This window comes from Chlorogloeopsis sp. ULAP01, from assembly GCF_030381805.1.
In the GTDB taxonomy this organism is placed as follows: Bacteria; Cyanobacteriota; Cyanobacteriia; order Cyanobacteriales; family Nostocaceae; genus Chlorogloeopsis.
Map to the genome: position 1 here is coordinate 153557 of NZ_JAUDRH010000016.1, position 24437 is coordinate 177993.

Genomic DNA, 24437 nt, shown 5'->3' on the forward strand with positions numbered 1-24437 from the left:
TTACTCCCCTTGTCCCCTTGTCTCCCCCTCTCCCTATCTTCCCCATCTCCTCCATCTCCCACTACTTCCCGACTACCCTTCTACTTGGGCGCTATACTCATCTGCGGTTAATGCGTCATCAATTTCACCAGGATCGTTAACCCGCACTTTAATAAACCATCCTTCACCGTAGGGATCGTCTGCAACTTGTTCGGGAGCATCTAGCAGGGGTTCATTACGGTCTATAACAGTACCAGTAATTGGTGAGTTTAAGTCTTCAACAGCTTTTACTGATTCAACGGTGCCAAAAGTTTCTCCTTTAGTAATCGCATCACCAACTTCTGGCAATTCTAAAAATACAATATCTCCTAATTGATCGACAGCAAAGGCGGTAATGCCAATTGTAGCGATTTCCCCCTCTAAACGCACGTATTCATGGGTATCTAAGTACTTTAAATCTCCAGGATATTCCAAAGACATATTGCTTCCTTTTCCACAATGGCAAAAATCAAGATGGTTAATGGTTTAGCTAATGGCTAATGGTAAAGACATTATTAGCTGTTTGCAACGCGAGCTTTTGAACGGTAAAAAGGTTTTTTAACCACTACCGCCGGGTAAGTTTTACCGCGAATTTCCACTTCTAGCTGCTGACCAACAGTTGCTAACTGGGTGGGAACATAGGCTAGAGCGATCGGATAACCGAGCGTAGGAGATAGTGTACCACTAGTAACTTCTCCTACTACAGTACCTGCTGAAAGTACTTGGTAGCCGTGACGGGCAATGTTACGCCCTTGCATCTGTATGCCTACGAGTCGGCGCTGTACTCCAGCAGTTTTTTGCCGTTCTAATATCGGACGCCCAATAAAATCACCTTTGGTATCAAGATGCACTAGCCAACCCAAACCAGCTTCTAAGGGGGTGGTGGTGTCATCGATATCTTGTCCATAAAGTGCCATTGCTGCTTCTAGCCGGAGAGTATCTCTGGCACCCAATCCGCAAGGGATAACACCAGCATCAACAAGACTACGCCATAACTTGACACCCTCTTCTGGATCTAACATAACTTCAAATCCATCTTCTCCGGTGTAACCAGTACGGGCAAGGAAAGCGGTTTTGCCTAATACAGGTGCTTCTAAGTGACCAAATGCTTTAACCTGGCTCAAATCTGATTGCACAAAGGGCTGAAGGTATTCAACAGCTTTTGGCCCTTGGACGGCAATTAAGATTTTTCCTTTAGAAAGGTCTTGAAAATTTAATTCGTTGGCATCAATATGCTGTAATAACCATGCTTTGTCTTTGCTAGTAGTGGCAGCATTGACAATTATCACTCCCTGTTGTTCGCCAGAAGAATTTTCGCCCTGGTAGTAGAAAATAATGTCGTCAATAATACCGCCTTCTGGATTTAACAAGACTGTGTATTGAGCTTGACCAGGTTGTAATCTACTTAAGTCGGAAGGAACTAAATACTGAAGTTTGGTAATCAAGTTTTTCCCTTGAAAGGTAAATTTACCCATATGGGAAATATCGAACATTCCAGCAGCATTTCTTACTGCCTCATGTTCGTTGGTAATACCGCTAAATTGTACGGGCATTTCCCAACCACCAAAGCTGGTAAGCCGTGCTTTTAGTTCTTGGGCAAGGAAATATAGAGGTGTTTTATATAGGGGGAGGGCGTTCTCTTCTTGTTTAACCACAGGTAGATTTGTTGTCGTAGATTATCAACTTTAGTATCTTACGGCAGGCTTCTATGGAAGCGTATTAACAGGCAGGGGTTTAATCGCAAAATCATTTTATTTCCTCCAACTATACCGAGCTAGTATGGGCTACGATGTCTGCCGAAGGAAACATTAACTTTCATGTTTCTATGCTCTCCTAATTTATAGGGACTGGGTATTGGCTAACTAGCCGCGTTGTAATCAATCAGCGGACTCTTCAGGAGGAAATGCTGTGCATGGTTCCCGACTTAAGCAGACTGGTTTTGCCGTATAAAAGTCCTCGCAAGAGAATTCTCACTGCAATTTGTTGAAAGGTCTGTTGGATATTTTGCAAAGACAGGGGAAATTGGTATGATTTTAACTGCGGTTTATCTATCAAATTTTAGGAGTATTTTTCCTAGCCTGTGGTGAAATTGCTAAATCAACCTTCTGTTTTTTAATTTAAAGATTGGGAGCTAACTATGAAGAGGCGTTCTGCATTACGCGCCTTACTATTTACGGCAGGATTGTTAATACCTGCCTGTACTCAGACACAAAATTCCACTCAAAACGAAGCATCAACGAGTCAAACCCAAGCAGTTACTAATGTACAAAAATCAAAGTCAGTGGAACTAACATTGGTTGGTTATGGAGTGGCTAAATCGCTTTTCTCCAAAATCATTCCGGCATTTCAACAAGAGTGGAAGGCGAAAACAGGTCAAGATGCGATCTTTAAGGAATCCTATGGTGCATCTGGAGCACAAACTAGAGCAATCCTGGGTGGTTTGCAAGCTGACATCCTGGTTCAAAATCTGCAGAGCAACATTGATCCTTTAGTGGAAAAGGATTTTGTGAGTCAACAGTGGAGCCAACGATTGCCCAATCAAGCTTCCCCTGCTAACACGGTTATGGTTTTAGTAACAAGACCTGGAAATCCCATGCAAATTCGAGATTGGAGGGATTTAGCTCGCGAAAATCTGTCTATTGTGGCGATTAATCCACAAACTTCTGGTAACGCTCGGTGGGGTATCTTAGCAGGGTATGGTTCTGTTCTCAAGTCTCAAGGAGAGCAGGCGGCTGATGATTTTCTCAAAGGCTTTGTGAAGAATATTAAGACATTGGTGAGCAGTGGGCGAGAGGCAACGGATGCATTTGTAAAAAACAAAATTGGAGATGTATTAATCACATTTGAAAACGAGATTATCTTCACTAATAACTCCATTCCTGAAGATTATCCCTACATTGTGCCGACGACTAATATTCAGGTTGATTTTCCAGTCACTGTCGTTGACAAGATTGTAGATAAAAAGGGAACCCGCGAAGTTGCAGAAGCATTTACTAAGTTTTTGTTTTCACCCAAAGGTCAGGAAATCTATGCTCAATCAGGCTATCGTCCCATTGAGCAACAGGCATATCAAAAATATGCCAAACTTTACAAGTCTGTAAAGACTCTTTATAAAATTGCAGATTTTGGTGGTTGGAAACAGGTTAACCAAAAGCTTTTTGCCGATGGAGCGTTATTTGATTCTGCCCAAGCAACCCGAACTCGATAATTGCAATGTCAGCTATCTCTGTAACACCCTCTACACAGCGCTTTCATCAGGCTCTTTTGCAAGGTTTAGCCCTTACCTATGTTAGTTTTATCATTCTGCTACCTTTGGGAGCAATCTTTCTACAAGCTTCTAAAAGCTCTTGGCAGGAATTGGGGCTAGTTGTTACTGCTCCAGTTGCTGTAGAGGCATATAAACTTTCTTTTTCTGCTGCGCTGTTGGCTGCCCTAATTAACAGCGTTTTTGGAGTCATACTCGCCTGGATTTTAGTACGTTACAACTTTCCTGGCCGAAAGCTCGCAGACGGTTTGGTTGATTTGCCCTTTGCTATGCCAGCAGTAGTTGCCGGGATTGCTTTAGTGTCTCTATACGGATCTGGTGGAGTAGTTGGACAGTACTTTGACTCTGGAACATTTTTAGGGAATTGCTTGCGGCAACTTGGTATTGAGCAGGTTAACTTGACTTCATCTGTAGTCGGAGTTGTTTTTGCAAAGATCTTTGTTACCCTTCCTTTTGTTGTGAGAACCGTACAACCTGTGTTGATGGAGATTGAGCCGGAGGTTGAGGAAGCAGCGCACAGTCTTGGAGCAAACTCTTGGCAAACATTTTGGAGAGTTATTTTTCCCCAATTATTACCTGCAATCTTGACAGGGTTTACTCTTGCTTTTGCCCGTGCTGTCGGAGAGTACGGTGTAGTAGTGATGATTTCTGGCAATATTCCTTTTGAGACAATGATTAGCTCAGTCTACATCTACCGTCGATTGGAACAGTATGACTATAGTGGTGCAACAGCTGTGGCGATTGTGTTGTTGATGTTTTCTTTAGTGATTTTGATATGTACTAATTTGTTGTATTGGTGGAGTCGGCGATATGAAATTTCCATTCCTACTAAGTTTTAATACGGCATATTTATCGCCAGATAAAAACAAGATTGCAGTTAGTGACGAAAAGTATTTTGGATCGTAATGAAATTCTTTATCAAGCAAGTTAAGGCAACCTTACAATCGCTGCCTTGGGGACGCTATCTATTAATTACTTTCGGTCTTTCTTTCTTAGCGATCGCCGTTGTATTTCCCCTACTAAATATCTTTTATCAAGCATTCGCTAATGGTATTGAAGCTTATTGGGCTGGAGTCACGACACCCGAAGCACGTCATGCCATCTTTTTAACTGTGGCGATCGCTTTAGTTTCACTTCCTATTAATATCGGGTTTGGAGTATTGCTTGCTTGGATTTTGGCGCGACACTCGTTTCCCGGTAAGGTGCTGTTGCTAGGAATTATTGACTTGCCATTAGCTATTTCACCTACTGTTGTAGGTTTGATGTTCATTCTTCTGTTCAGTCACACAGCAGGTATCTTTGGTTCCTGGTTAGAAACAGCCAACATTGATGTAATTTTTGCCCTGCCAGGGATGATTTTAACGACTTTGTTTGTAACTTTCCCATTTGTAGCGCGAGAGGTATTACCAGCACTGCAAAATATGGGGCTGGAAGAGGAGGAAGCAGCTAAAACGTTGGGAGCAAATTCCTGGCAGACTTTTTGGCGAGTGACTTTCCCTTCTATTCGTTGGGCTTTGCTTTACGGAGTACTGATCTGTACATCTAGGGCGATCGGAGAGTTTGGCGCAGTTTCGGTTGTCTCCGGCAAGCTGATCGGACAAACAAACACTTTGACATTGCATGTCGAACAAGTATATACCGAATACCAAACTGTTGCAGCCTTTGCCTGCGCATCGCTTCTAGCAGTAATGGGACTTTTAAGTTTGGTTGGACAGGAATTGCTACGAACAAAGGACAAACAATGAAAGTTCGTTTTGTCACAATACTCTCAATCAGGAGATTAAATCAGATTTAGTCAGTACTTACGCACGATTCACTTAATAATCAAACCATGGAGACATTGAGAACGCGCAGGAGTAAGAGTTCGAGAATTGTCTTACTTAATTAATTTTAGTTTTAAAATTTACTTTATTTAAAAAATATGCCAGAAGAAATACTTGATAAATCACTGGGAGAATATACTCATCCTCAAGGATATCTAGAATATGTCAGCACTTTACCGTTTCTGGGTCGTTTGCACTGTTCAACCCGACAGATTGAGGCTGGAAGTTGGCAAGAAATTCTCTTGGACTATGAAGTTGGTGCTTCTGGAATTGCCGATGGTGCCTGGTTGAAGGTAACGTTTAAATTTTACTCAGATTGGGCGTTATTTCAAACGGAAGATCCCAAGGCTGCTAACTATATTTCTGCCGAATACCAGGCTCGTCCTCCTCTGGTTGGTGAAAGTCCGGCAACGGTGCAGTCACTGAAAGTCCGATTCGATCAGAAGGGGCATGAACGTCCTTATCAAAAGGCAATTATTGTAGACATCATAGATGGTTACCTCAAACCAGGAGACCACATTTTGATTCGGTTAGGCGATCGCCGCGCTGGTAGTCCGGGAACGCGAGTGCAAACCTTTGTGGAACAAGGCTTCCGATTCCGGGCTTATATCGATCCGGTTGGCACTTCTCGCTTTGCTGAAATTCCCGGTGATGTGGTGATTGATATTGTGCCAGGATTACCTGCCAAACTGGCAATTGTGACTCCGCGACTTGTTAAGACAAACGTTGGCTTCCCTGTACGGGTAAGAGCAGAAGATGCTTGGGGTAACACTTGCTGGGGACTAGGAGGAAAGGTGCACTTAACAAGTTATAGTTTAGGCAAAATTCTACAAGAGCAGCTACTTAATTTACCAGAGCAAGGTTGGGCAGTAGCAAAAACAAAATTTACTCTAGATACAAATGCAGAAATTATACTTCAGGCTACTTTAGTAGGAACTGAACTGCAAAGCACTCCAACTCCGATCGCATCTGAAAGTAACATTGCCTTTCCACGAGCATTTTTTGCCGACCTCCACGTACACTCTAACAACACTGTTGGAACAAATAGTACAGAGTATAATTTTGCCTATGGTCGGGATGTTGCAGGGCTAGACGTTCTAGGTTATACAGCTAATGATTTCAATATTACTGAGGAACACTGGCAGCAAGACGTGAAACTCTGCCGAGAAGTAACGCAGGAGGGCGAGTTTCTCTGCTATCCGGGTACAGAATGGTGTGGTAACTCAGCTGCGGGAGGCGATCGCAATGTTATTTTCTTGGGTAATGAAGTCTTGTTTCCTTATGATCGCCAGGGCAAACAGGTACGCTCGTTTGAGTGGAATGAAGACATGAAAGGTAAGCAATTACTACCTGGAGCTTGGCCTGTGGATCGGCTTTACGCAGCCTACATTCACAATCCAGAGCAGTACCTACTCATTCCTCACATTGGCGGGCGGCGTGCTATTTTAGACTGGCATCACCCCAAACTAGAACGTCTTATAGAAATCGGTTCTGCTTGGGGACATTTTCCTTGGTTTTATCAAGATGCCATCAGTCGTGGATATAAAGTCGGTGTGTCGGCTAATGGCGATGAACATCGGGGACGTTGTGGCGGTGGGGTTCCAGGTACAGCAGTTTTTGGTGTCAATGGTGGAGTTACAGGAATTATTGCCCCCTCGCTTACCAAATCGGATATCAATCACGCCTTGCGTTTTCGTCATACCTGGGCAACAACTGGTGAGCGTCTTGTTGCTTTGTTGTGGTCGGGGGAACATATTCAAGGAGATGAATTTACTACATCTGAAGCAGTTACAATTAACTATCGATTGCTCGGTACAAATGGTTGGGATGAAATTGCGGCATATACTCATAATGGTTTGCTATGGCATCGCAATCTTCAAGCTGAAGCAGGTTATGCTCCAAACAAAATTCGTCTACGCTGGGGTGGCTCACGAATTAAAGACCGCTATCGTTGGGCTGAATGGCGTGGAGTATTAGAATTTTCTAATACAATAGTTCAGCGCTATCAAGCTTATGGTTTTGAACATTCTGAGGAGTATGTAAGACGAAATGGACCACTGCAATTAGAATTTCACTCGGATACCCACGGAGATTCTGATGCAATTGAACTGGAAGTTTCTGATTTGCTCCACGCTCAGTTTCGACTTGAGGTGCAAATCGATAGTTATATCAAAGTCGGAAATCCACTACAACGCAATCCGTATATTCATTGTCCAGAATTTAGTTGGAATTTCACTGGCAAAGAGCTAATTAACCACGGAATACTTCGGCAAAAACTAGGAGGAGCAGAGCTTTTCATCGCAGTAGAAAGGATAAGTGCAACTCCAATGCCAAGAGATATCAGTGACAGTTTTATACTGGAACCTCAGCACAGTCAATACGGTTTTCTGCCTATCTATATTTCCGGTCGTCAAATCGATGATGCTAAAGTCTGGACTAGTCCTTTGTTTATCGTGTTTGAGACTTGAACTATTTATGGGCTGAAGCTTGAGTTGAGCGATCGCTTGCTTTCGCTTAACAATTGTTGCCAAAGAAGTATCGGGAAGGGTTAATTTTTTGCAACTTGAAGGAGTGTGATAAGGAAATATAGTATTTTTTACCGCAGAGAACATAGAGGAGGACACTGCGTTGAAGCTCAAAGCTTGAAGTTCCAAGTTCAGAAGTCAAATTTTCAAGCTCAGAACTCGAAGTTTCGTGTTTAGAACTCAAAGTTTAATATTTGGAACTTCATAAACGAATAATTATAAAATTTGTAAAATACATCACTATTAACTGATTTATTTTCTAATCTAAATTTAGATTCATCTCTCCATCGGTGGTGTCGTCATGATCCAGTACAGATATCGAGTATTGGTAGCCACTGTTGCTTTTTCTTGTGTTTTACCCCTAACAGTTCAAGCCGCTCCACCAGTTGAACATCAAGGGACGACTACACAGACAGTGGAATTTGTACAGCAACGCATTTTGTATGTCAACCCTCAGCAAGGCACAGACGCTCCTAATGCTGGCAAAAGTCAGTTGACTCCTTTGAAGACAATTACCTATGCTTTGCAACAAGCAGAATCTGGCACAGTCATTCAGTTAGCCCCTGGACAGTACCAGGTTGGGGAAACTTTTCCAATTAAACTTAAACCAGGAGTCATTCTCAAAGGTAACGAATTCCAGCAGGGGCAGGGAATTGCGATCATTGGTGGGGGTGACTATCTCAGCCGTATCTTTGCCCGCCAAAATATCACTCTCTTAGCTGCCCCAGATAGTCAAGTTATCGGTGTGACTATTACCAATCCAAATACGCGCGGCACTGGCATCTGGGTAGAATCTGCCAATCCGACTATTCGTAACAATACCTTCGCCAACAACAAGCGAGAAGGTGTTTTTGTCACTGGCACTGCCGATCCCAAAATCCAGAACAATCAATTTATTAATAACGATGCCAATGGAATTTCTGTAACTGGAACAGCCAAAGGCGAAATCCGGGGAAATGTATTTCAAAAAAACGGTTTCGGTTTAGCGATCGGTGGCTCTTCTAACCCCTCAGTAGTCAATAACCAGATTCGAGGCAGCAGAAGTGGCGTGGTAGTAACGGAGAAGGCGCGTCCAAATTTGCAGGCTAATTTCGTTGAAAACAATAGTCAAAACAGTCAAATAGCGATCGCTCAAGCTCAATCAAATGTAAGCAATAATAACTTGCAAAATAATCTAGAAAATAACAGTCAAAATGGTCAAATAGCAAGCACTCCCACTCAGCCAAATCTAGGCAATAATACTTTTCAAAATAATCTAGAAAATAACAGTCAAAATGGTCAAATAGCAAGCACTCCCACTCAGCTAAATCTAGGCAATAACACTTTTCAAAATAATCTACAAAATAATAGTGAGTATGGACAAATAGCAAGCACTCCCACTCAGCCCAATCTAAGCAATAACAATTTTCAAAATAATGTAGAGGAACTAGGTAATGAGGCGAATCTTATACTAACAGAACCGCCCTTACCAGCAGTAGCAGTACCGGAGCAACCAGAGAATAGCATATGGGCGAGAGCGGATCGGGGGATATTAAAAGAAGGTGTATATAGTTTTCCAGATGGATTAGTTATTTACTCAAATGGAAACAACGCATTTTGTGGTTTCACAAGCCCGGCACACTATAAGAGGTATGACAGAGGGTGGGACAATGTGAAGGCAATCAGTGAACAGGATCAAGCCAGAGCTTTATCTGATATGCGTGATGATGGACTCTGTCCCCTAGCTGATGTAGATAAAAATAGCAGGGTGTTTGTTCACGACATCAACCGCAACAATGCGGGGAACGCCCAACAGCTTGCAATTCCGAGTGTAGCAGCACAGCCGCAAGACAAATGGGTTCTAATTATGGGCAATAGAATAGTGGTGATCAACTCTGATGGCAAGGTGTTTACCCATGACATCAGCGGGAACACTATGGGAAATGTCAACCAGCTTCCCAATCCAAGTGGTAGATAAGTGGTTAGGCAAAATTAAAATTACGGGTGGAGATCGGGGAACAGGTTACAGGGTAAAGGGAACAGCTTAAAGAATGTTTAATTAATTTTGTTAAATCTGGGATAGATTCAGCACGAGCAACTTGTATTATCTTTGGCACCAGAAACAACGCTGAGATTATGCAGTTTGTTCTGGTTCTGCTGGTTCTAATTTTTGTCCTAATTTTGGCTCTGTACCAGCAACTAAACGCTCAATATTACTACTATGTCGCCATACTACGTACAATCCACCTATAATGCCAAACAAGATGTAGGGTAGTGGTTGGTGCAAAATTACCATGAAAATAGAAACAGCGATCGCACCAGCAATTGAACTCAAGGAAACTATCCGTGATATGGCGACGACGACAGCAAACACTCCTACTGTTGCCAATGCCACCTGCCAATTCATTGCCAATAAAACGCCCAAACTAGTTGCAACCGATTTACCGCCACTAAATCCTAAAAAAATGGATTTACTGTGTCCCAGTATTGCTGACAAACCCGCTAAAGTTACCATCCAAGATAGCCATATTTCCAGATTTACTGTTGAGGAAATCCAGTTTTGAGTCTGGGCAAAATTGAACAACCAGTAAACAAGGAAAATTACTAAAACTCCTTTTAGACAATCAATCCCTAAAACAAATGCTCCAGGGCCTTTACCTAAAGTTCTTAGCACATTAGTTGCGCCTGTAGAACCAGAGCCAACTTCGCGAATATCAATACCTTTTAATATCCTCACTACTGTGTAGCCTGTAGGAGTTGAGCCTAGCAGATAGGCTAAAACCAAAATTGCCCCACACAAACTGAACCAAATAGCCATATTTTTAGGTAGTTAGTAGTTGGTAGTTAGTCGTTAGTAGTTAATTGCCATTAACCATTAACCATTATCTAAAAATCATCATCATAGCTTCTCATCATTTTCGGATCGGGGGCAAAGGCTAACCATAAAGGAAATTGCAGTAGTGCCAGACTAATTTGCTCTTCGGAATCGTCAATGATAATCAAAGGCAGTAGCTTAGATTTCTGCAAGCGATCAGCTTTTTGGGCTAAAGCTTCTGGTGTCTCAAATAATGTTACTCCGCGATCGGGGCCAAAATCTGGACGACCAATACCCAAACAATCCTGTAAGCCTCGCCGCCACTCTCCTAAGCGTTCCGGCGTATTCGCTAATACTAAAGTGCGAACGCGATCGCCATATAATTTGTGCAATATCGAGATCACTGCTGAACTAATCAGTATATTCTGCAATCTGCTTCCCATTGTTCGCAAAGCACCCCTTCCTCCTTGGTTAAAAAACCAGTCGGAAACTCGTTCAGCGTGAACTGGTTCAAAGGTACGGCGCAATTGCCAAGGTGGGCCATAATAATCTGGTTTGTTGCGATATTGATCTATTAGACGGCGAATTTGTTTGGTAGTGTCTTGAAACTGCTGTTGGGCAAATTGAGGTGTTCCTAACTCAGTTTCTGCTGCTTTAACCTCTTTGACTGTCGATTTTTCTGGTTCTGGCTTAGTCTTCGGCACTAGTTGCAACTGTTCTGCTGCTACCGCCAAATCCTGTAAACTACCTGTGAGATAGTCCTTAAAACCCTGTACTCTAATAGCTAAGTCTTGAGAAGCACCTGCAAATGTGGTTCGCATCTCGTTACGAATACGTTCTTGACGTCGTTCTAGCTGTTCTATTGAAAGTTGCAATGCTTGTTTGCGTTGTTCTAGCCCAGCAAGCGCTTCTTGCACTAGCTTCCCCATTGCTGTTTGCGTTTGTTGCATTTGTGCTTGCAAGCTGGCAATTTCTTGTTTGAGAGCTTGTTCCTGTTGTTGCAGTTCGGCGATTCTTTGAACTACTTTTAGCTGATCATCTTCTGCGTTAACTTGTGATTCCAGGGTGAGTGTTGCCTCTTGTTCTGGTACGGCAATATCATCAGCAGATAACTCTTGCTTCGACTCGTCTGTAAGGCTTGTTGCTTCTGCATTTATAAGGGGCGAATCAGAAGTGAAGTCGTCTTTTACTTCTGTGTCAAGAGTAGAATTTTGTGCTGCTTCCGCCACTGGTTCAACAGATGAGTTCTCTTGTAGATCGCTTGTAAGGCTTTGTTCTTCTTTTTGCACTACAGACTCTTCTGTTGGTTGTGGGGCTTGATATTCCTCTGGATTCATAAACTATAGTGTAATGACGATGACACAATTAAATAACTTTCAGAAAATATACAATTTACGAGCTATAAAAGTCTCTAGTCTTGATTTTGCAAAACTTGTGGTAAGTCTGAAAGCTCATCCCTTTACGAGGAGATGATACACGTAACAGCTAATTTTGCAACTGTCACATTGCTATCATAGACTATCACTGCTGTAGAACACACGCTAACTAATGCTTGTGTAAGCGCATGATTGAGCTTTGCGCAGATTGAAAGTATTTATGAAAATTGCTGTTTATTTTGTTCCGGACTCAATACGCGGACAACGTTCTTCTAAGCAGTTTTTCAGGGTGTTAGGGTCAAATATAATAGGTAGAAAGTGAATGCTTTTAACTTCTTTGAAATAAAATAAGATGGGAATTTTATCCCAAAAAATACGCCAGTTTTGCCATTCCAAATAAGGAAAGCGCCTAATTAAATTTTCGCCTCTGTAGATGTCTAAATCTGTAGCAGTAAATTGCAGTCGTATTGTTACTGCCTGCAACAGCAGAAATAACCCCAAAATTGCGATCGCACCGCCTACCCAAGGTTGCAAAAATAGCAGTGGAATGGCTGCGATCGCTAACACTACAGGTATGTTGTAACTAGGCTTAAGTTCGACAGTTGATGTTGATAATGGCGCTTTTGAAGTAGTCACAGTCTCAATTCCTGTTTTGTGAGTAGACATTCTTCGACATTCTTCATCTTTTAGGAGTTAGTCATTGGTCATTTGTCATTAATTATTCCCCTAGCCCCTATTTAAAATCCTTGTAGCAAAGCACTTCCCGCTCCTTGAAACATTAACCAAGAGAGAAAGAAGTTACTAATAAATATAATCAGTAAGGCTGTCACAACAGCAGTTGTGGTTGACTGTCCTACGCCTTTAGCTCCTCCAGTTGTTGTCAACCCCCAACTACAACCGATAACAGCAATTAAGACCCCAAAGCAACACCCTTTGATTATGGCACTCAAGATATCCCAAGTATTAAGAAAGTTACGGGCTGAGTCTAAAAACTGTGTATCTGAGAGATTGTATACATTAATAGAAATAAATAATCCCCCTAGCATCCCTGTCACCAAAGATAAAAGGGTTAAAACTGGCATCATTAAAAAGCAAGCAATGACGCGGGGAATAACTAAGTAATCTACAGGATCTGTTTTTAACATTAATAAGGCATCAATTTGTTCTGTAACACGCATTGTGCCGATTTCTGCCGCAAATGCCGAACCAACACGCCCTGCTATAATTACTGCTGTCAGTACAGGGGATAGTTCTCGTGTCAGCGCAACTGCTAGGACTCCACCCACGAGATTTCCTGCACCAAAAGTGATAAATTCCCGCGCTACTTGAATAGTAAATACCGCACCCACAAAAATGGCTGTCAAAAGGGCAATAAATAGTGAATCTGGCCCTACTGCTGCCATTTGCTCTAAGGTATTGCGTCTATGGATTTTGCCTCTGAGGAGGTGAACTAATACTTGTCCACCCAAAAATACTGCTGCCAGCAACCGCTGACCCCATTTCCCCAAACTAGATTTAGATATAGTCTCGTTCAATGTTCACTATCTAACTCGGTAACTGCATTAAGAATAGCGAATTTAGTGAATAGTCAATAGTCATTTGTCATTGTTTAGTAGGGGAGCCAGTGCGTTGCGGAGCCATTGCGCCCTTGCGGGATAAGCGCGTTGTAGCACCTGGCGTGCGGATTTTATGGATGATATTTCGCTGAAATCGACAATTTATCTTTTAAACCCGCCCGTACAGTGGTTAGTAGTTCTCTCTCCTGCTCCCTATTCCCTGTTCCCTAGTTCCTTCCTGGTTAACTTAGGTTAAATCTCATCTCAGAAATTAATATTTCGATCCATAGCACTTCTACTTTAAACATCACAGTGAATACTCCCGTCAAGCCTGATTTTGCGGGGCTTAAGCAGAGTTATGCTTTGACCAGATTTGACAACTCTGTTGAGAAATTATGTGTAGGTATTTTAATGAAAACTTAAGATTTTTGAAATCTCGCCCACTACGGAGCGATCGCACTTATTGTAGAAAATGACAACTAAAGGTAAACGGCTATTGTCCTCTTGAACCACGGAGCCAAACCTGTTATGACGATTTTGACGAACTTTCTCCGCTCGCTACTGCTTACGATTATTCTTAGTTTCGTCGCCCCTATGTTTCTTGTCGGCGCTATACTGTTAAGCTTGTCGCTCATTGGTTATGTCCCTGGCTTACAAAGTGTAACAGAGGCGATCGCTACTCATATATTGCAGTTTCTCGTTGTTTTTGGTAGTGGCACTGCCTTCAGAGGACTATTTGTGATTAGTTTGACCTGCGGTTTTGTTGGAGGACTGTTTGATACTTATGCTTACTATCGGTGTCAAATTTTACGATAGATTAATTTAAGTATGTAGAAAGCTAAGATTCGATTGTTGATTTTTGTGATCAAGAAGTTTAGTTTATATAAAGTCAAAAAATATTGCAAATCCTTGTCTAGAATCGGATTTGCAAAGCTAAAATATTATTTATTGTAGTTTTGTAATCTAAAATATTTTGATTAATTTAACTCAAGTTTAGTATTGACTTTTTACTCTAGAATTCTATCAAGCAGTTCGAGCGGCAGGGAAGTTAGCATATAAAAAAGACATTCGCAAGTTGTAAAAATTAAATTACAATTCGTATGAGTGTTAAACCTGTTTATTTTCTTTTGAACAAAAGAGCAGGTTTAATAAGTGTTTTTTTGAGATTCAAATTTAGAGGTATTTTTAACTGCCCATGATTTGGCCTTTTAAGCCTAAGTTTCGCAAACAAATTGCTCGAATTGAAATTACTGGTGCGATCGGTAGTGCAACTCGCAAGCGAGTTTTAGAAGCTCTGAAAACTGTAGAAGAGAAAAAGTTTCCGGCTCTACTGTTACGTATTGATAGCCCTGGCGGTACAGTAGGAGATTCTCAAGAAATATACAGTGCCTTGAAGCGTTTGCGTGAAAAAGTCAAAATAATAGCTAGTTTCGGCAATATTTCTGCTTCTGGGGGTGTATACATTGGTATGGGCGCCCAACACATCATGGCTAATCCTGGCACGATTACCGGTAGTATTGGTGTGATTTTGCGTGGCAATAACTTGGAACGCTTGCTAGAAAAAATTGGTGTCTCCTTTAAGGTAATTAAATCTGGCCCCTATAAAGACATTTTGGCTTTTGATCGAGAACTAACTGAGCCGGAGCAAAATATCTTACAAGAATTGATTGATACTAGTTACCAACAGTTCGTGCAAACAGTGGCTGAGGGCAGAAACCTAGCAGTAGAAGCTGTAAAAAGTTTCGCCGATGGTCGGATTTTTACTGGTCAGCAGGCTTTAGAATTGGGTATTGTAGACAGATTAGGAACCGAAGAAGACGCGCGTCGATGGGCAGCAGAACTTGTCGGTCTTGATCCAGAAAAGACACAAGTCTTTACGCTAGAAGAACGTAAACCCCTGTTAAGTCGTTTATTGCCAGGAACTCGTCAGGTTTCGTCTGGATTAGCCAGTGGCATTGATTGGCTGGAATTTGAAATGTCTACCAGTGGTTTACCTTTGTGGTTATATAGACCTTAAATCGTCATTTGTCATTTTTCTATATTCAGCAGTCCCAAACTAATGAATAATGACTTAATGACTGAATCTTAAGGAGGATTGATTAGTGGAGTGGCGAATGCGGGCGATTCGCGGTGCAACAACAGCCTCGGAAAATACGCTGGAAGCGATGCGAGAAGCTGTGATGGAATTAATGGATGAGCTGGAAAAACGCAACCAACTGCATCCATCCAATATTATTAGCGTTACTTTTACGGTGACACGAGATTTAGATGCAATTTTTCCAGCTGCGATCGCCCGCCAACGTCCTAATTGGGATTGCGTCGCCATGCTAGATGTACAACAAATGTATGTTCAAGGCAGTTTGGAGCGTTGTATCCGGTTGTTAATTCACGCTTACCTGCCAGCCTCCGAACCAATTTATCATACATATTTGCGTCATGCTGCCCAATTGCGCCCTGATTGGAGTCTGCCCCAAGCTTTTATAACCAAACCTAGAAATTATGAAGGCAATCGCTAAATTGTGATAGTGAAGATTGCTAATGGCTAATTGGCAGATGCTTCGGTAAATAAGTAGATAGAAAAAGCTTTTCAACTTCTGCCCTCTGCCTTGAAAGTCACCTCACCCCCTGCCCCTCTCCTTGCTAAGGAGAGGGGTGTCCGACAGGACGGGGTGGGGTTTTTCATGCAAGGCTTGTGAAACTTGTTTCATTGGGACTGCCTTCTACTTATGTCTTTAAATTAGCCATTAGCCTGTCTTGTCTGCTTTTAACTTTCCTCTATTTTTTTATGATGAAAACGAATTCCTAAAAAAATGTCATAAATGAAAGCAAAAAAGTCTTTCTTTTGTAGCAACCCTAACGATTGGTAACTACCTTTTTCATCTAGAAGAGGCTTCATGAGATAGTATGTGGGTTGGTAATTATACCAAGGAATAGAAGGCCACAAATGATGAATTAAGTGGTAATTCTGTCCGAGAATGAGGATGTTGAGAATGGGGTTTGCGTAGACACGGGCATTTTTCCAGCGATCGCGCTCTACAAAAGGACGATGGGGCAAGTAGTCAAAAAATAACCCTAGTGTTAAACCAACTATGCCAGAAGGCACGAACCAAAAGTTCAGAACATAACCCAAAAAGTGGTATTGCACTGAAAGATAGACAATTGCCACTACAAACAAGCGGCTTGCCAACCATTCTAGAAGCTCATATTTTCGCCAAAGGCGGCGTTTAAAGAAAAATATTTCATGATAGAAAAAACGTACCGCTATTAGCCATAATGGGCCGCCTGTAGAAACAAAGTGATCTGGATCATCTTTTGGATCATTAACATGAGCATGATGCTGTAAATGCACCCGTGTAAACACCGGAAAGGCAAAAACCAGCATCAAAGCACTACCATGTCCTAGCATCGCGTTAATTACCTTATTGCGATGAGCAGCTTGGTGGCAGGCATCATGAATCACCGTACCAGAAATATGTAAAGCAATAATGTTCATGACAAAAGATAACCAGTGCGGCCAATGCCAAACCCAGTAACCCAAGCAAGATAGCACAACGATTCCCACAGCCGCCAAAAACATCAGCAGTGTTGGATTCAATCCACCAGGAGGCGCTAATAATTCTTTTGGGGGGACTGTCAGTGGCTTCCGTGCCTCCGACACGAGCATCGCAAACTCCTTACTTACTCAAATGTGATTAATTAATGTGAGGGCGTAGACACGTAAAATCCCTAGAAGGCAGCTGACAGTGAGAGTCGCAGCTTCCCTGAAAGTGGGATAAACCGATTAATGACTTCTTTGGAGTCAATGATTTAGGGAAGTATTGCCATCAAGAAAAATGGACGACTCAGAAGCAATTCTGATTAGCCTGCGCTTGATTTTCCCTACATAGTTATCCTCCTTGGCAATTGGTTCTTGGTCAAGAGCTGCCCATTGAACTGTGTAGAGTTCCCCATGGGTGGTTGCAGGGATCCCAAGCGCTTGAACTTTACAGTAGATTAACTTCACCAGCCAATAATATAGAACAGCAGTGACTGTCTGAACTACTCTACTGAAAAGATGATAGCTGCAAATAAACAAATTCAATCTTGATCGCATCCTTAGATAAATTACAATCCGCTCTGAAAGATTATAGAGATTTGAAGTTTTGTATAGCAAGATTTATCGATTATCTTCGCATATCAGGGGCTAATTAAAGGTATGATTCCAGACGAGACTCTAAGCTTTTGTTGATTAATCGGATGTGTAAAGGGGACTGGGTACTCAGTACTGGGTACTGGGAAATGTTGCAAAATTTGGGAGGGGTTTAAAGCCCCTTCCATAATTTTTCGATTTTGTCCCTCATCCCCTCCTCACAGATACCTGTACAACCAGTCTCCTTACAACATTCCCTCCATGCCAAGCAACAGTCAGCTGAAATGACTGATTCAGCAGGCACAGACAACAGGTAGACTTTCAAATTACGATAATTCCCTGAGTAGCTCCTAAGTTTCAGCCCCTATGCAACTAAGAGATTCTGTACGTCGGACAAAAATTGTCGCCACGATCGGCCCTGCCACCAGTAGCCCAGAAATGCTCAAAGCAATTATTGAAGCTGGTGCCACCACGTTGCGGCTAAACTTTTCTCACGGTTCTCATGCCGATCATCAACGCAATATTCGTTTAATTCGGCAAATAGCCTTTGAATTGAATCAACCAGTCGGTATTCTCCAAGATTTGCAAGGGCCGAAAATTCGCTTGGGGAAATTTGAAAATGGATCGATAGTGGTAGTTCGTGGCGATCGCTTTACCTTAACAAATCGTCCAGTCGTTGGCACACAGGATATTAGCTGCGTTACCTACGAATATCTAGCAGACGAAGTTCCCACCGGAGCAAAAATCCTTCTTGATGATGGACGAGTAGAAATGCAGGTAGAGGAGGTGAACCGAGACAAAGGCGATTTGCATTGTCGTGTCACTGTCGGTGGGACACTTTCTAACAATAAAGGTGTGAACTTTCCCGGAGTATATCTTTCTGTCAAAGCCATGACCGACAAAGATCGTGAGGATCTCATGTTCGGTTTAGATCAAGGTGTAGACTGGGTAGCACTTTCCTTTGTTCGCAATCCGCAAGACGTCATCGAAATCAAAGAACTTATTTCCAGCACAGGTAAGCAAGTGCCAGTCATTGCCAAAATTGAAAAACACGAAGCCATTGAACAAATGGAAGCAATTTTGGCTTTGTGTGATGGCGTTATGGTTGCCAGAGGGGATTTAGGCGTAGAACTTCCAGCCGAAGATGTACCCATATTGCAAAAACAGCTAATAGCCACTGCCAATCGCTTGGGGATTCCAATTATCACCGCCACCCAAATGTTGGATAGTATGGTTAACAACCCCCGTCCCACACGTGCCGAGGTATCGGATGTAGCCAATGCGATTATCGATGGCACTGATGCTGTCATGCTCTCCAATGAAACGGCTGTGGGCAAGTTCCCGGTAGAAGCTGTAGCAACTATGGCGCGTATTGCCGAAAGAATCGAGCAGGAAGCAGCACAAAATACAAACGCCAGTCAGGCAAAAGACAGTAAACGTTCTATTCCCAACGCTATTAGCCAAGCAGTCGGGCAAATTTCCGAACAGTTGGGAGCAGCAGCTATTATGAGCTTGACACAAACTGGAGCCACTGCCCGCAATGTTTCTAAGTTTCGTCCCCACACGCCGATTTTGGCTGTTACACCCCATGTGAATGTCGCCAGACAACTACAATTGGTATGGGGAGTCAAACCGCTACTAGTATTGGAATTGCCTTCTACCGGTCAGACTTTCCAAGCAGCTATTAATGTTGCTTTGGAGAATCAGCTGGTATGTGAGGGAGATTTGGTGGTAATGACGGCAGGTACTCTGCAAGGCATTTCCGGCTCGACAGATTTAATCAAGGTAGAAGTCGTAACAGCAGTACTCGGTCAAGGAATTGGACTCGGACAAGGTTCTGTTAGCGGTAGAGCCAGAGTAGCTCACACTGGCATGGATGCGAGTAACTTTAATCCTGGGGATATTCTGGTTGCACCTCGCACTAATGCCGATTTTGTGGAAGCAATTCGCAAAGCAGGCGGTATTATTACTGAAGAAGAAAGTCTCACTTGTCACGCAGCAGTAATTGGTTTGCGTCTTGGCGTGCCGGTGATTGTGGGTGTGAAAAAGGCAACTCAGGTGATTCGCGATGGAGCAATTTTGACAATGGATACGCAGCGAGGTGTGATTTATTCTGGGGCAGTAGGAACGCCGTAGAAGTGGTTAAGTGGGCAATGGGTATCGGACATCGGTAAAAACCAATTCCCATTGTCCTCACTCCTCAATATTTTCTTAGTTGCTCTCAAGCTAGGCTGGCAAAGCTTTCAGTAAGATGCGATCGCTTCTGTTGCTTTAACGTACAATTTTCCAAAAATTAATTGGTAGTAAAGATAAACTTGAGTGCAGCAGTATCAGCCACATAAACTTTGCTATGACGATCGCGGAAAATTTGATCGTGACTGGGTTAGGCATTACCACAATCGGATTATTTGCGGGGATTGTCTATCAAGCAGTGAGTGAAGCCATTGATCGACGTAGATATCCTCCACACGGTGAACTTGTTGATATTGGAGGATTTCGTTTACATCTCAACTGTGTCGGGCAGGGTACGCCAACGGTTGTCATGGATGCTGGCGGTGGTGCTCCCTCAATTACATGGGGCTTGGTTCCATCTGAAATCGCCAAGTTTACTCGTGTCTGCACCTACGATCGTGCGGGTTTGGGTTGGAGCGATCCCAATTTCAGAACACCGCGCACCAGCCAGCAGAGCGTTGATGAATTACATAAACTTCTGAATAAAGCTGGGATCGAGCCTCCTTATATTTTGGTAGGACACTCGTTGGGTGGAGCCAATATGCGGCTGTATGCCAGTCAATATCCAAAAGATGTAGTCGGATTAGTGTTAGTAGATTCTGTTCATGAAAATCAGATGACATCTGATGCGTGGAGACGCATTCAAAGGCAGTTGTGGCTTTATCAGGTTATGAGAATTGCCAATCAAGTTGGTGTGCTGCGATTAATCGGGGAACTGAACCTGTTGCCAATGCTTAAGGACATCAAGCAAGAAACTCAAAAATATCCGTCGGCAGTACAAGCTTTGTTTGACACCTACAAATCCTACTGTTATCGCCCCCACTATTGGGCAACCGTATATAGTGAACGTGCCAGTATAGGAAAAAGCTTTGAGCAATTACAAACAGTAATATCACTAGGCGAACTGCCTTTAATCGTATTGATTCAAGGCGCTAAAGATCCACAGATTAGTGACGAAAGATTCCAAAAGTGGTCATCGCTTCAATTAGACTTGACTAAATTATCGTCAAATAACCAACATATAATTGCAGAAAATAGCGGGCATCTTGTTCCGCTAGATCAGCCTGAGTTAGTTATTAGTGCAGTTCATCAACTGATTCAGAGATTGAGCACCCAAAGAATCTTCTATGATTAGAAAGCTAAAGGGTTTGTCTTATCCAAAATAAAATCTGCCACTTTTGGAGTTTTACCCGTTGTCGCATCTTCAGAAGGGCTGAGTAAAACTGATCGCTGAGTAAACTTTTGATTTTCAAGCCGACGTTCCACGCGACTAGGAATACCGTAACCGTAGATAATATGTCCAGCGCCAGCTAACACTACCACTTGGCGATTAGGATTTGCTTTAACGAACTTGGCGATCGCCTCTGCCATTGTTTCATCCCATAGCACTTGTGCTAAGAAAAAGCGTTCTGCACTAGGGCTGTTACCATGCCCTGCATCTTGATGGTGTTGGAAGGCTTGGAGTGCTAATTCGCGATATTCTTGGTTATCGGTGCGAATTTCTGCAAATGGAGGAATAAATTGCCGTTCCGAGGGGGTGAGGCTTTCTAATCCTTGACGGGCAACTTTGCGAGTAATTTCTGTAGGGGTGTTTAAGGCTAAGACGGGCAGTTGTTTTTGTTTGGCAAAGCGGAGGATGGGCGCGTAATTTTCCCAAGGGAAACCCCAGCGTTTTTCGTACTCGCTTTTCTCAATCAGTTGTGCTTCTGTTAGTTTACCTGCCAAATAATCATTGACAACACCTTGATAGGGGCGCTGGAACATTTCCATTGCGATCGCTATTTTCGGGTTACGCTGGTAAAGTTCTTGAATAATTTTGAGTTGGTTTTGGTGATCGAGGCTTCTGCTATGAGTTTCCCCCAAATATATTACATCCACCTGCGCTAATTCTGATAGCATCTGTTGCGGGCTGGAAATAAATTTTTCAGCTTCACCACAACTTTGCTCCAAGTTTGGAAAAATGGTATCTAAATTTCTGGGCGGTGTAGCGATTACTAATTTGGGAGGGCAAGAATTTTTTACTGTTTGGGCGCAAGCAGGTAAGGTGGAAAATAGTAAGTAAAAAGTAAAAGATAAAAAGTAAAAAAATAGTTTTTTCGTTTGGAAGCTTTGCTGCTTGTTTGCTAATATTTTGGCGGATGACTGTAACTTGGATTGCATATAAGGTGTCTCAGTACAGCTTTAAATATGAAAGGACTCTGGCTGGAAAACAAACAACTGCAATTACTGAGCGACATTCCTGTTCCTGAACCACCACCAGGAGAAGCTTTGGTACGGGTTTTGTGCGCTGGTATTTGCAATACTGACTTAGAACTTACCAGAGGCTATTATCCCTTCACTGGCATTTTAGGACATGAATTTGTCGGCGTTGTGGAACAAGGGCCAGAACATTTAATCAACCAACGTGTTGTTGGGGAAATTAATGCTGTTTGCGGGCAGTGTCGCTTTTGTCGTAGCGGTAACTCAACTCACTGTGAAAACCGCACAGTTCTTGGCATTGTTAATCGTAACGGAGCCTTTAGTGACTATCTGTGTTTACCAATAGAGAATTTACATATCGTACCGGATCATATACCCACAGAAGTAGCAACATTTACCGAACCTGTAGCCGCAGCATTGGAAATTCAGCAGCAGGTAAAATTACATCCAGATGAGCGAGTACTTGTAGTTGGTGATGGCAAACTGGGGCAATTAGTAGCACAAACGCTGGCATTAAGTGGCTGTGACTTATCAGTAATCGGGCGTCATCCTGAGAAATTGGCTAATTTAGAAACACGGGGTATAAAAACAGGCTTTGCTGATGCTGTCACAGACAAAACTTTTGATGTTTCAGTAGAGTGTACAGGCAATGCCGAAGGATTTGCGATCGCGCTTCGTGCTTTACGTCCCCGTGGCACGCTAGTTCTTAAAAGCACCTATGCCGGCAATCTCAGCTTAGATGCTTCCTCATTGGTAGTAGATGAAATTACTTTGATAGGTTCACGCTGCGGCCCGTTTCCACTAGCATTGGAGGTGCTAGCACAAGGCAAAGTGGACGTACAACCCCTAATTCACGCTCGCTATCCCCTAACTGAAGGGTTGGCAGCATTTGCCCATGCGCAAACAAAAGGTGTTTTAAAGGTTTTGCTAGAAATGCACTAGGAAATAGAGGCTAGGGGCTAGGAAGAGGACAAGGGGACACGGGGAATGTAAATGAAATCTCTCCCAATTCCCAATCACCAGTACCCAGTCCCCGATCCCTAATAAAACATCGCATTTGTTTTTGCTTGGTAATCCAAACAATTTATGGCTTCTTCTGTATTAGCAATACAAGGGTGGACAGTGCATTTAAGGCGATAGTCGTCGGTAAAATATTGGCAGCTAGAGCAGGGAATTTGATGCATTTGCTTTGCTGTCTTGACACTATCGCGTGTTGCTGACCATAAACTCCATCCAACGAGAATTATTAATGCCCAAGCACTAATTAAGCAAAGAGGCACTAAAAATTGTTGAATTATATGAATTAGAAAATATATTATCTGAGACACGGCAATTCTTGTGCAAATCTGTAAAAAAATTTGAGTGAGGATCGAGAAGTTATATGCGATCTTAACCTCTCATTCCTCACTCTTGACTTCTTACTCTAGAAGTATTGATTTAGATGCCGGCATGACCAATTGCTAAACCAGCAACAAGCATTCCTAAGACTAGGAACGGTTGAGCGCTAGCTTGGTATTTGACGTCATTTTTGAGGGGATCGCGCAGGAAATACATATCCTGGAAGGTAATTTGTGGGATGATGAGCAATATAAGAATTGCCGCGTACAAATTTTCGTGAATATAAATAAGATAGGCAGCGATCGCGGTTTGAAAGACATCAATCATCACCACACAAATCCAAGCGGCAGTGGTAACGCCAAACATTACAGGTAATGACTGCAATCCTAATTTGCGATCGCCTTCTACGCTCTTAAAGTCATTGACAATGGCGATTCCCAATCCAGCCAAACTGTAAATTAGAGTCAGAACAACGATTTTCCAATTGAGTTCACCAAACAAAGCATGACCGGTACACCAAGGGAAGGTAATATAGCTTGCACCTAAGGCATAACTTCCTAACCAGCCGTTTTGCTTGAGCTTTAAAGGTGGGGCTGAATATATATAGCCAACAAAGGAACCGATGATGGCGATCGTTGTAATTGTGGGAAATTCATTCCCTGCCCATTTATCTAAGGTAAATGCCAGGGCAATACCAGCAATAAGTAATACCCAAATCTGCGTAATTACCTGGGGTACAGAAATGGCTCCAGAGGGGATTGGGCGATATGGTTCGTTGATGGCATCAATTTCGCGATCGTAGTAATCGTTCAGAATTTGTACATAACCTGCCATCAATGGTCCTGATAGCAACATACAAACTGCTGCCTTAAACACATTTTCCAGTGTCCAAGTATACTCTCCAGAAGAAGCCGCACCACAGATTACACCCCACATGAGAGGAATCCAAGTGATGGGCTTCATCAATTGCAAGCGAATTTTCCAAATTGATGTTTCTCCTGGTGCTGCACCTTTCATGCCCAACAGTTGCCTGGTTTTAGCACCACGATTGGCAATGGTTTGCGCTTCCTCAGTTGTTGCTACTGAGTCTAGGGCTTCAGATGTATTGGAATTTGTGGTAATGGGAGTTGATTCAGACATAGGCCGTACTGAATAAATAGGGACTAGGGGCTAGGGACTGGG

General features: G+C 42.7%; 21 protein-coding genes. 11 read left to right on the forward strand and 10 right to left on the reverse strand.

The genetic code is table 11. The features are described 5' to 3' along the window. Positions 1-72: 72 nt before the first annotated feature. Together gcvH and gcvT are read right to left on the reverse strand one after the other, a co-directional pair. A complete protein-coding gene (gene gcvH / locus QUB80_RS27765; RefSeq protein WP_289792694.1) occupies positions 73-459 on the reverse strand; it encodes a glycine cleavage system protein GcvH in 387 nt (128 codons plus the stop codon). 74 nt (positions 460-533) lie between these two features. Next, the gene (gcvT, locus tag QUB80_RS27770) at positions 534-1673 is read right to left on the reverse strand and encodes a glycine cleavage system aminomethyltransferase GcvT (RefSeq protein WP_289792695.1); all 1140 of its coding nucleotides are present in this window, start codon (positions 1671-1673) and stop codon (positions 534-536) included. Positions 1674-2155: 482 nt separating this feature from the next. Between gcvT and QUB80_RS27775 the strand changes: the two genes are divergently transcribed. From QUB80_RS27775 to QUB80_RS27795, 5 genes are all read left to right on the forward strand, one after another. Then, complete coding sequence (locus QUB80_RS27775; protein ID WP_289792696.1) at positions 2156-3226, forward strand: sulfate ABC transporter substrate-binding protein; 1071 nt, start codon at positions 2156-2158, stop codon at positions 3224-3226. Between the two features lie 5 nt (positions 3227-3231). Continuing rightward, complete coding sequence (cysT, locus tag QUB80_RS27780; RefSeq protein ID WP_289792697.1) at positions 3232-4122, forward strand: sulfate ABC transporter permease subunit CysT; 891 nt, start codon at positions 3232-3234, stop codon at positions 4120-4122. Positions 4123-4188: 66 nt separating this feature from the next. Next, positions 4189-5028, forward strand: a complete 840-nt coding sequence (cysW, locus tag QUB80_RS27785) for a sulfate ABC transporter permease subunit CysW (protein WP_289792698.1) — start codon at positions 4189-4191, stop codon at positions 5026-5028. Between the two features lie 176 nt (positions 5029-5204). Beyond that, a complete protein-coding gene (locus QUB80_RS27790) occupies positions 5205-7574 on the forward strand; it encodes a hypothetical protein (protein WP_289792699.1) in 2370 nt (789 codons plus the stop codon). Positions 7575-7932: 358 nt separating this feature from the next. After that, positions 7933-9588: a DUF1565 domain-containing protein gene (locus tag QUB80_RS27795; RefSeq protein WP_289792700.1), complete on the forward strand. Its 1656-nt coding sequence runs from the start codon at positions 7933-7935 to the stop codon at positions 9586-9588. 156 nt (positions 9589-9744) lie between these two features. On the opposite strand, the gene plsY is transcribed toward QUB80_RS27795, so the two are convergent. The 4 genes from plsY to QUB80_RS27815 form a co-directional block, all read right to left on the reverse strand. After that, complete coding sequence (plsY, locus tag QUB80_RS27800; protein ID WP_289792701.1) at positions 9745-10428, reverse strand: glycerol-3-phosphate 1-O-acyltransferase PlsY; 684 nt, start codon at positions 10426-10428, stop codon at positions 9745-9747. Positions 10429-10496: 68 nt separating this feature from the next. Further along, the gene (locus tag QUB80_RS27805) at positions 10497-11762 is read right to left on the reverse strand and encodes a DUF3086 domain-containing protein (RefSeq protein ID WP_289792702.1); all 1266 of its coding nucleotides are present in this window, start codon (positions 11760-11762) and stop codon (positions 10497-10499) included. Between the two features lie 273 nt (positions 11763-12035). Beyond that, positions 12036-12467, reverse strand: coding sequence for a DUF3119 family protein (locus tag QUB80_RS27810; RefSeq protein WP_289792703.1), 432 nt, complete (start codon positions 12465-12467; stop codon positions 12036-12038). Positions 12468-12538: 71 nt separating this feature from the next. Further along, on the reverse strand, positions 12539-13336 hold the full coding sequence (locus QUB80_RS27815) for an MlaE family lipid ABC transporter permease subunit (protein ID WP_289792704.1): 798 nt from the start codon (positions 13334-13336) through the stop codon (positions 12539-12541). Positions 13337-13885: 549 nt separating this feature from the next. Between QUB80_RS27815 and QUB80_RS27820 the strand changes: the two genes are divergently transcribed. From QUB80_RS27820 to aroH, 3 genes are all read left to right on the forward strand, one after another. Then, positions 13886-14173 carry a hypothetical protein gene (locus QUB80_RS27820; RefSeq protein ID WP_289792705.1) on the forward strand — a complete coding sequence of 96 codons (288 nt, stop codon included), beginning with the start codon at positions 13886-13888 and terminating at the stop codon, positions 14171-14173. A gap of 379 nt (positions 14174-14552) precedes the next feature. After that, complete coding sequence (gene sppA / locus QUB80_RS27825; RefSeq protein WP_289792706.1) at positions 14553-15374, forward strand: signal peptide peptidase SppA; 822 nt, start codon at positions 14553-14555, stop codon at positions 15372-15374. A gap of 97 nt (positions 15375-15471) precedes the next feature. Then, on the forward strand, positions 15472-15873 hold the full coding sequence (gene aroH, locus QUB80_RS27830; RefSeq protein WP_289792783.1) for a chorismate mutase: 402 nt from the start codon (positions 15472-15474) through the stop codon (positions 15871-15873). Positions 15874-16121: 248 nt separating this feature from the next. On the opposite strand, the gene crtR is transcribed toward aroH, so the two are convergent. Then, the gene (gene crtR, locus QUB80_RS27835) at positions 16122-17021 is read right to left on the reverse strand and encodes a beta-carotene hydroxylase (protein WP_289792707.1); all 900 of its coding nucleotides are present in this window, start codon (positions 17019-17021) and stop codon (positions 16122-16124) included. 831 nt (positions 17022-17852) lie between these two features. Here crtR and pyk point away from each other — a divergent pair. Further along, positions 17853-19622, forward strand: coding sequence for a pyruvate kinase (gene pyk, locus QUB80_RS27840; RefSeq protein WP_289792708.1), 1770 nt, complete (start codon positions 17853-17855; stop codon positions 19620-19622). Positions 19623-19836: 214 nt separating this feature from the next. Next, the gene (locus tag QUB80_RS27845; RefSeq protein ID WP_289792709.1) at positions 19837-20853 is read left to right on the forward strand and encodes an alpha/beta fold hydrolase; all 1017 of its coding nucleotides are present in this window, start codon (positions 19837-19839) and stop codon (positions 20851-20853) included. On the opposite strand, the gene QUB80_RS27850 is transcribed toward QUB80_RS27845, so the two are convergent. Then, positions 20850-21878 carry a ChaN family lipoprotein gene (locus QUB80_RS27850; protein WP_289792710.1) on the reverse strand — a complete coding sequence of 343 codons (1029 nt, stop codon included), beginning with the start codon at positions 21876-21878 and terminating at the stop codon, positions 20850-20852. The two genes, QUB80_RS27845 and QUB80_RS27850, sit on opposite strands and share 4 nt — an antisense overlap. A gap of 27 nt (positions 21879-21905) precedes the next feature. Here QUB80_RS27850 and QUB80_RS27855 point away from each other — a divergent pair, with 27 nt between their 5' ends. Continuing rightward, positions 21906-22859, forward strand: coding sequence for an MDR/zinc-dependent alcohol dehydrogenase-like family protein (locus QUB80_RS27855; protein ID WP_289792711.1), 954 nt, complete (start codon positions 21906-21908; stop codon positions 22857-22859). Positions 22860-22957: 98 nt separating this feature from the next. Here QUB80_RS27855 and QUB80_RS27860 read toward each other — a convergent pair whose 3' ends face one another. Next, complete coding sequence (locus QUB80_RS27860; protein WP_289792712.1) at positions 22958-23245, reverse strand: hypothetical protein; 288 nt, start codon at positions 23243-23245, stop codon at positions 22958-22960. 109 nt (positions 23246-23354) lie between these two features. Further along, complete coding sequence (gene chlG, locus QUB80_RS27865; protein ID WP_289792713.1) at positions 23355-24395, reverse strand: chlorophyll synthase ChlG; 1041 nt, start codon at positions 24393-24395, stop codon at positions 23355-23357. Positions 24396-24437 lie beyond the last annotated feature (42 nt).

Bases quoted from the DNA above. Each gene is read 5' to 3' on its own strand.
- sppA (WP_289792706.1), top strand. From the start codon at position 14,553: ATGATTTGGCCTTTTAAGCCTAAGTTTCGCAAACAAATTGCTCGAATT.
- QUB80_RS27775 (WP_289792696.1), top strand. From the start codon at position 2,156: ATGAAGAGGCGTTCTGCATTACGCGCCTTACTATTTACGGCAGGATTG.
- QUB80_RS27805 (WP_289792702.1), bottom strand. From the start codon at position 11,762: ATGAATCCAGAGGAATATCAAGCCCCACAACCAACAGAAGAGTCTGTA.
- pyk (WP_289792708.1), top strand. From the start codon at position 17,853: ATGCAACTAAGAGATTCTGTACGTCGGACAAAAATTGTCGCCACGATC.
- QUB80_RS27850 (WP_289792710.1), bottom strand. From the start codon at position 21,878: ATGCAATCCAAGTTACAGTCATCCGCCAAAATATTAGCAAACAAGCAG.
- cysT (WP_289792697.1), top strand. From the start codon at position 3,232: ATGTCAGCTATCTCTGTAACACCCTCTACACAGCGCTTTCATCAGGCT.
- QUB80_RS27810 (WP_289792703.1), bottom strand. From the start codon at position 12,467: ATGTCTACTCACAAAACAGGAATTGAGACTGTGACTACTTCAAAAGCG.
- crtR (WP_289792707.1), bottom strand. From the start codon at position 17,021: ATGCTCGTGTCGGAGGCACGGAAGCCACTGACAGTCCCCCCAAAAGAA.
- gcvH (WP_289792694.1), bottom strand. From the start codon at position 459: ATGTCTTTGGAATATCCTGGAGATTTAAAGTACTTAGATACCCATGAA.
- aroH (WP_289792783.1), top strand. From the start codon at position 15,472: ATGCGGGCGATTCGCGGTGCAACAACAGCCTCGGAAAATACGCTGGAA.
- cysW (WP_289792698.1), top strand. From the start codon at position 4,189: ATGAAATTCTTTATCAAGCAAGTTAAGGCAACCTTACAATCGCTGCCT.
- chlG (WP_289792713.1), bottom strand. From the start codon at position 24,395: ATGTCTGAATCAACTCCCATTACCACAAATTCCAATACATCTGAAGCC.
- plsY (WP_289792701.1), bottom strand. From the start codon at position 10,428: ATGGCTATTTGGTTCAGTTTGTGTGGGGCAATTTTGGTTTTAGCCTAT.
- QUB80_RS27795 (WP_289792700.1), top strand. From the start codon at position 7,933: ATGATCCAGTACAGATATCGAGTATTGGTAGCCACTGTTGCTTTTTCT.
- QUB80_RS27845 (WP_289792709.1), top strand. From the start codon at position 19,837: ATGACGATCGCGGAAAATTTGATCGTGACTGGGTTAGGCATTACCACA.
- QUB80_RS27855 (WP_289792711.1), top strand. From the start codon at position 21,906: ATGAAAGGACTCTGGCTGGAAAACAAACAACTGCAATTACTGAGCGAC.
- QUB80_RS27790 (WP_289792699.1), top strand. From the start codon at position 5,205: ATGCCAGAAGAAATACTTGATAAATCACTGGGAGAATATACTCATCCT.
- QUB80_RS27820 (WP_289792705.1), top strand. From the start codon at position 13,886: ATGACGATTTTGACGAACTTTCTCCGCTCGCTACTGCTTACGATTATT.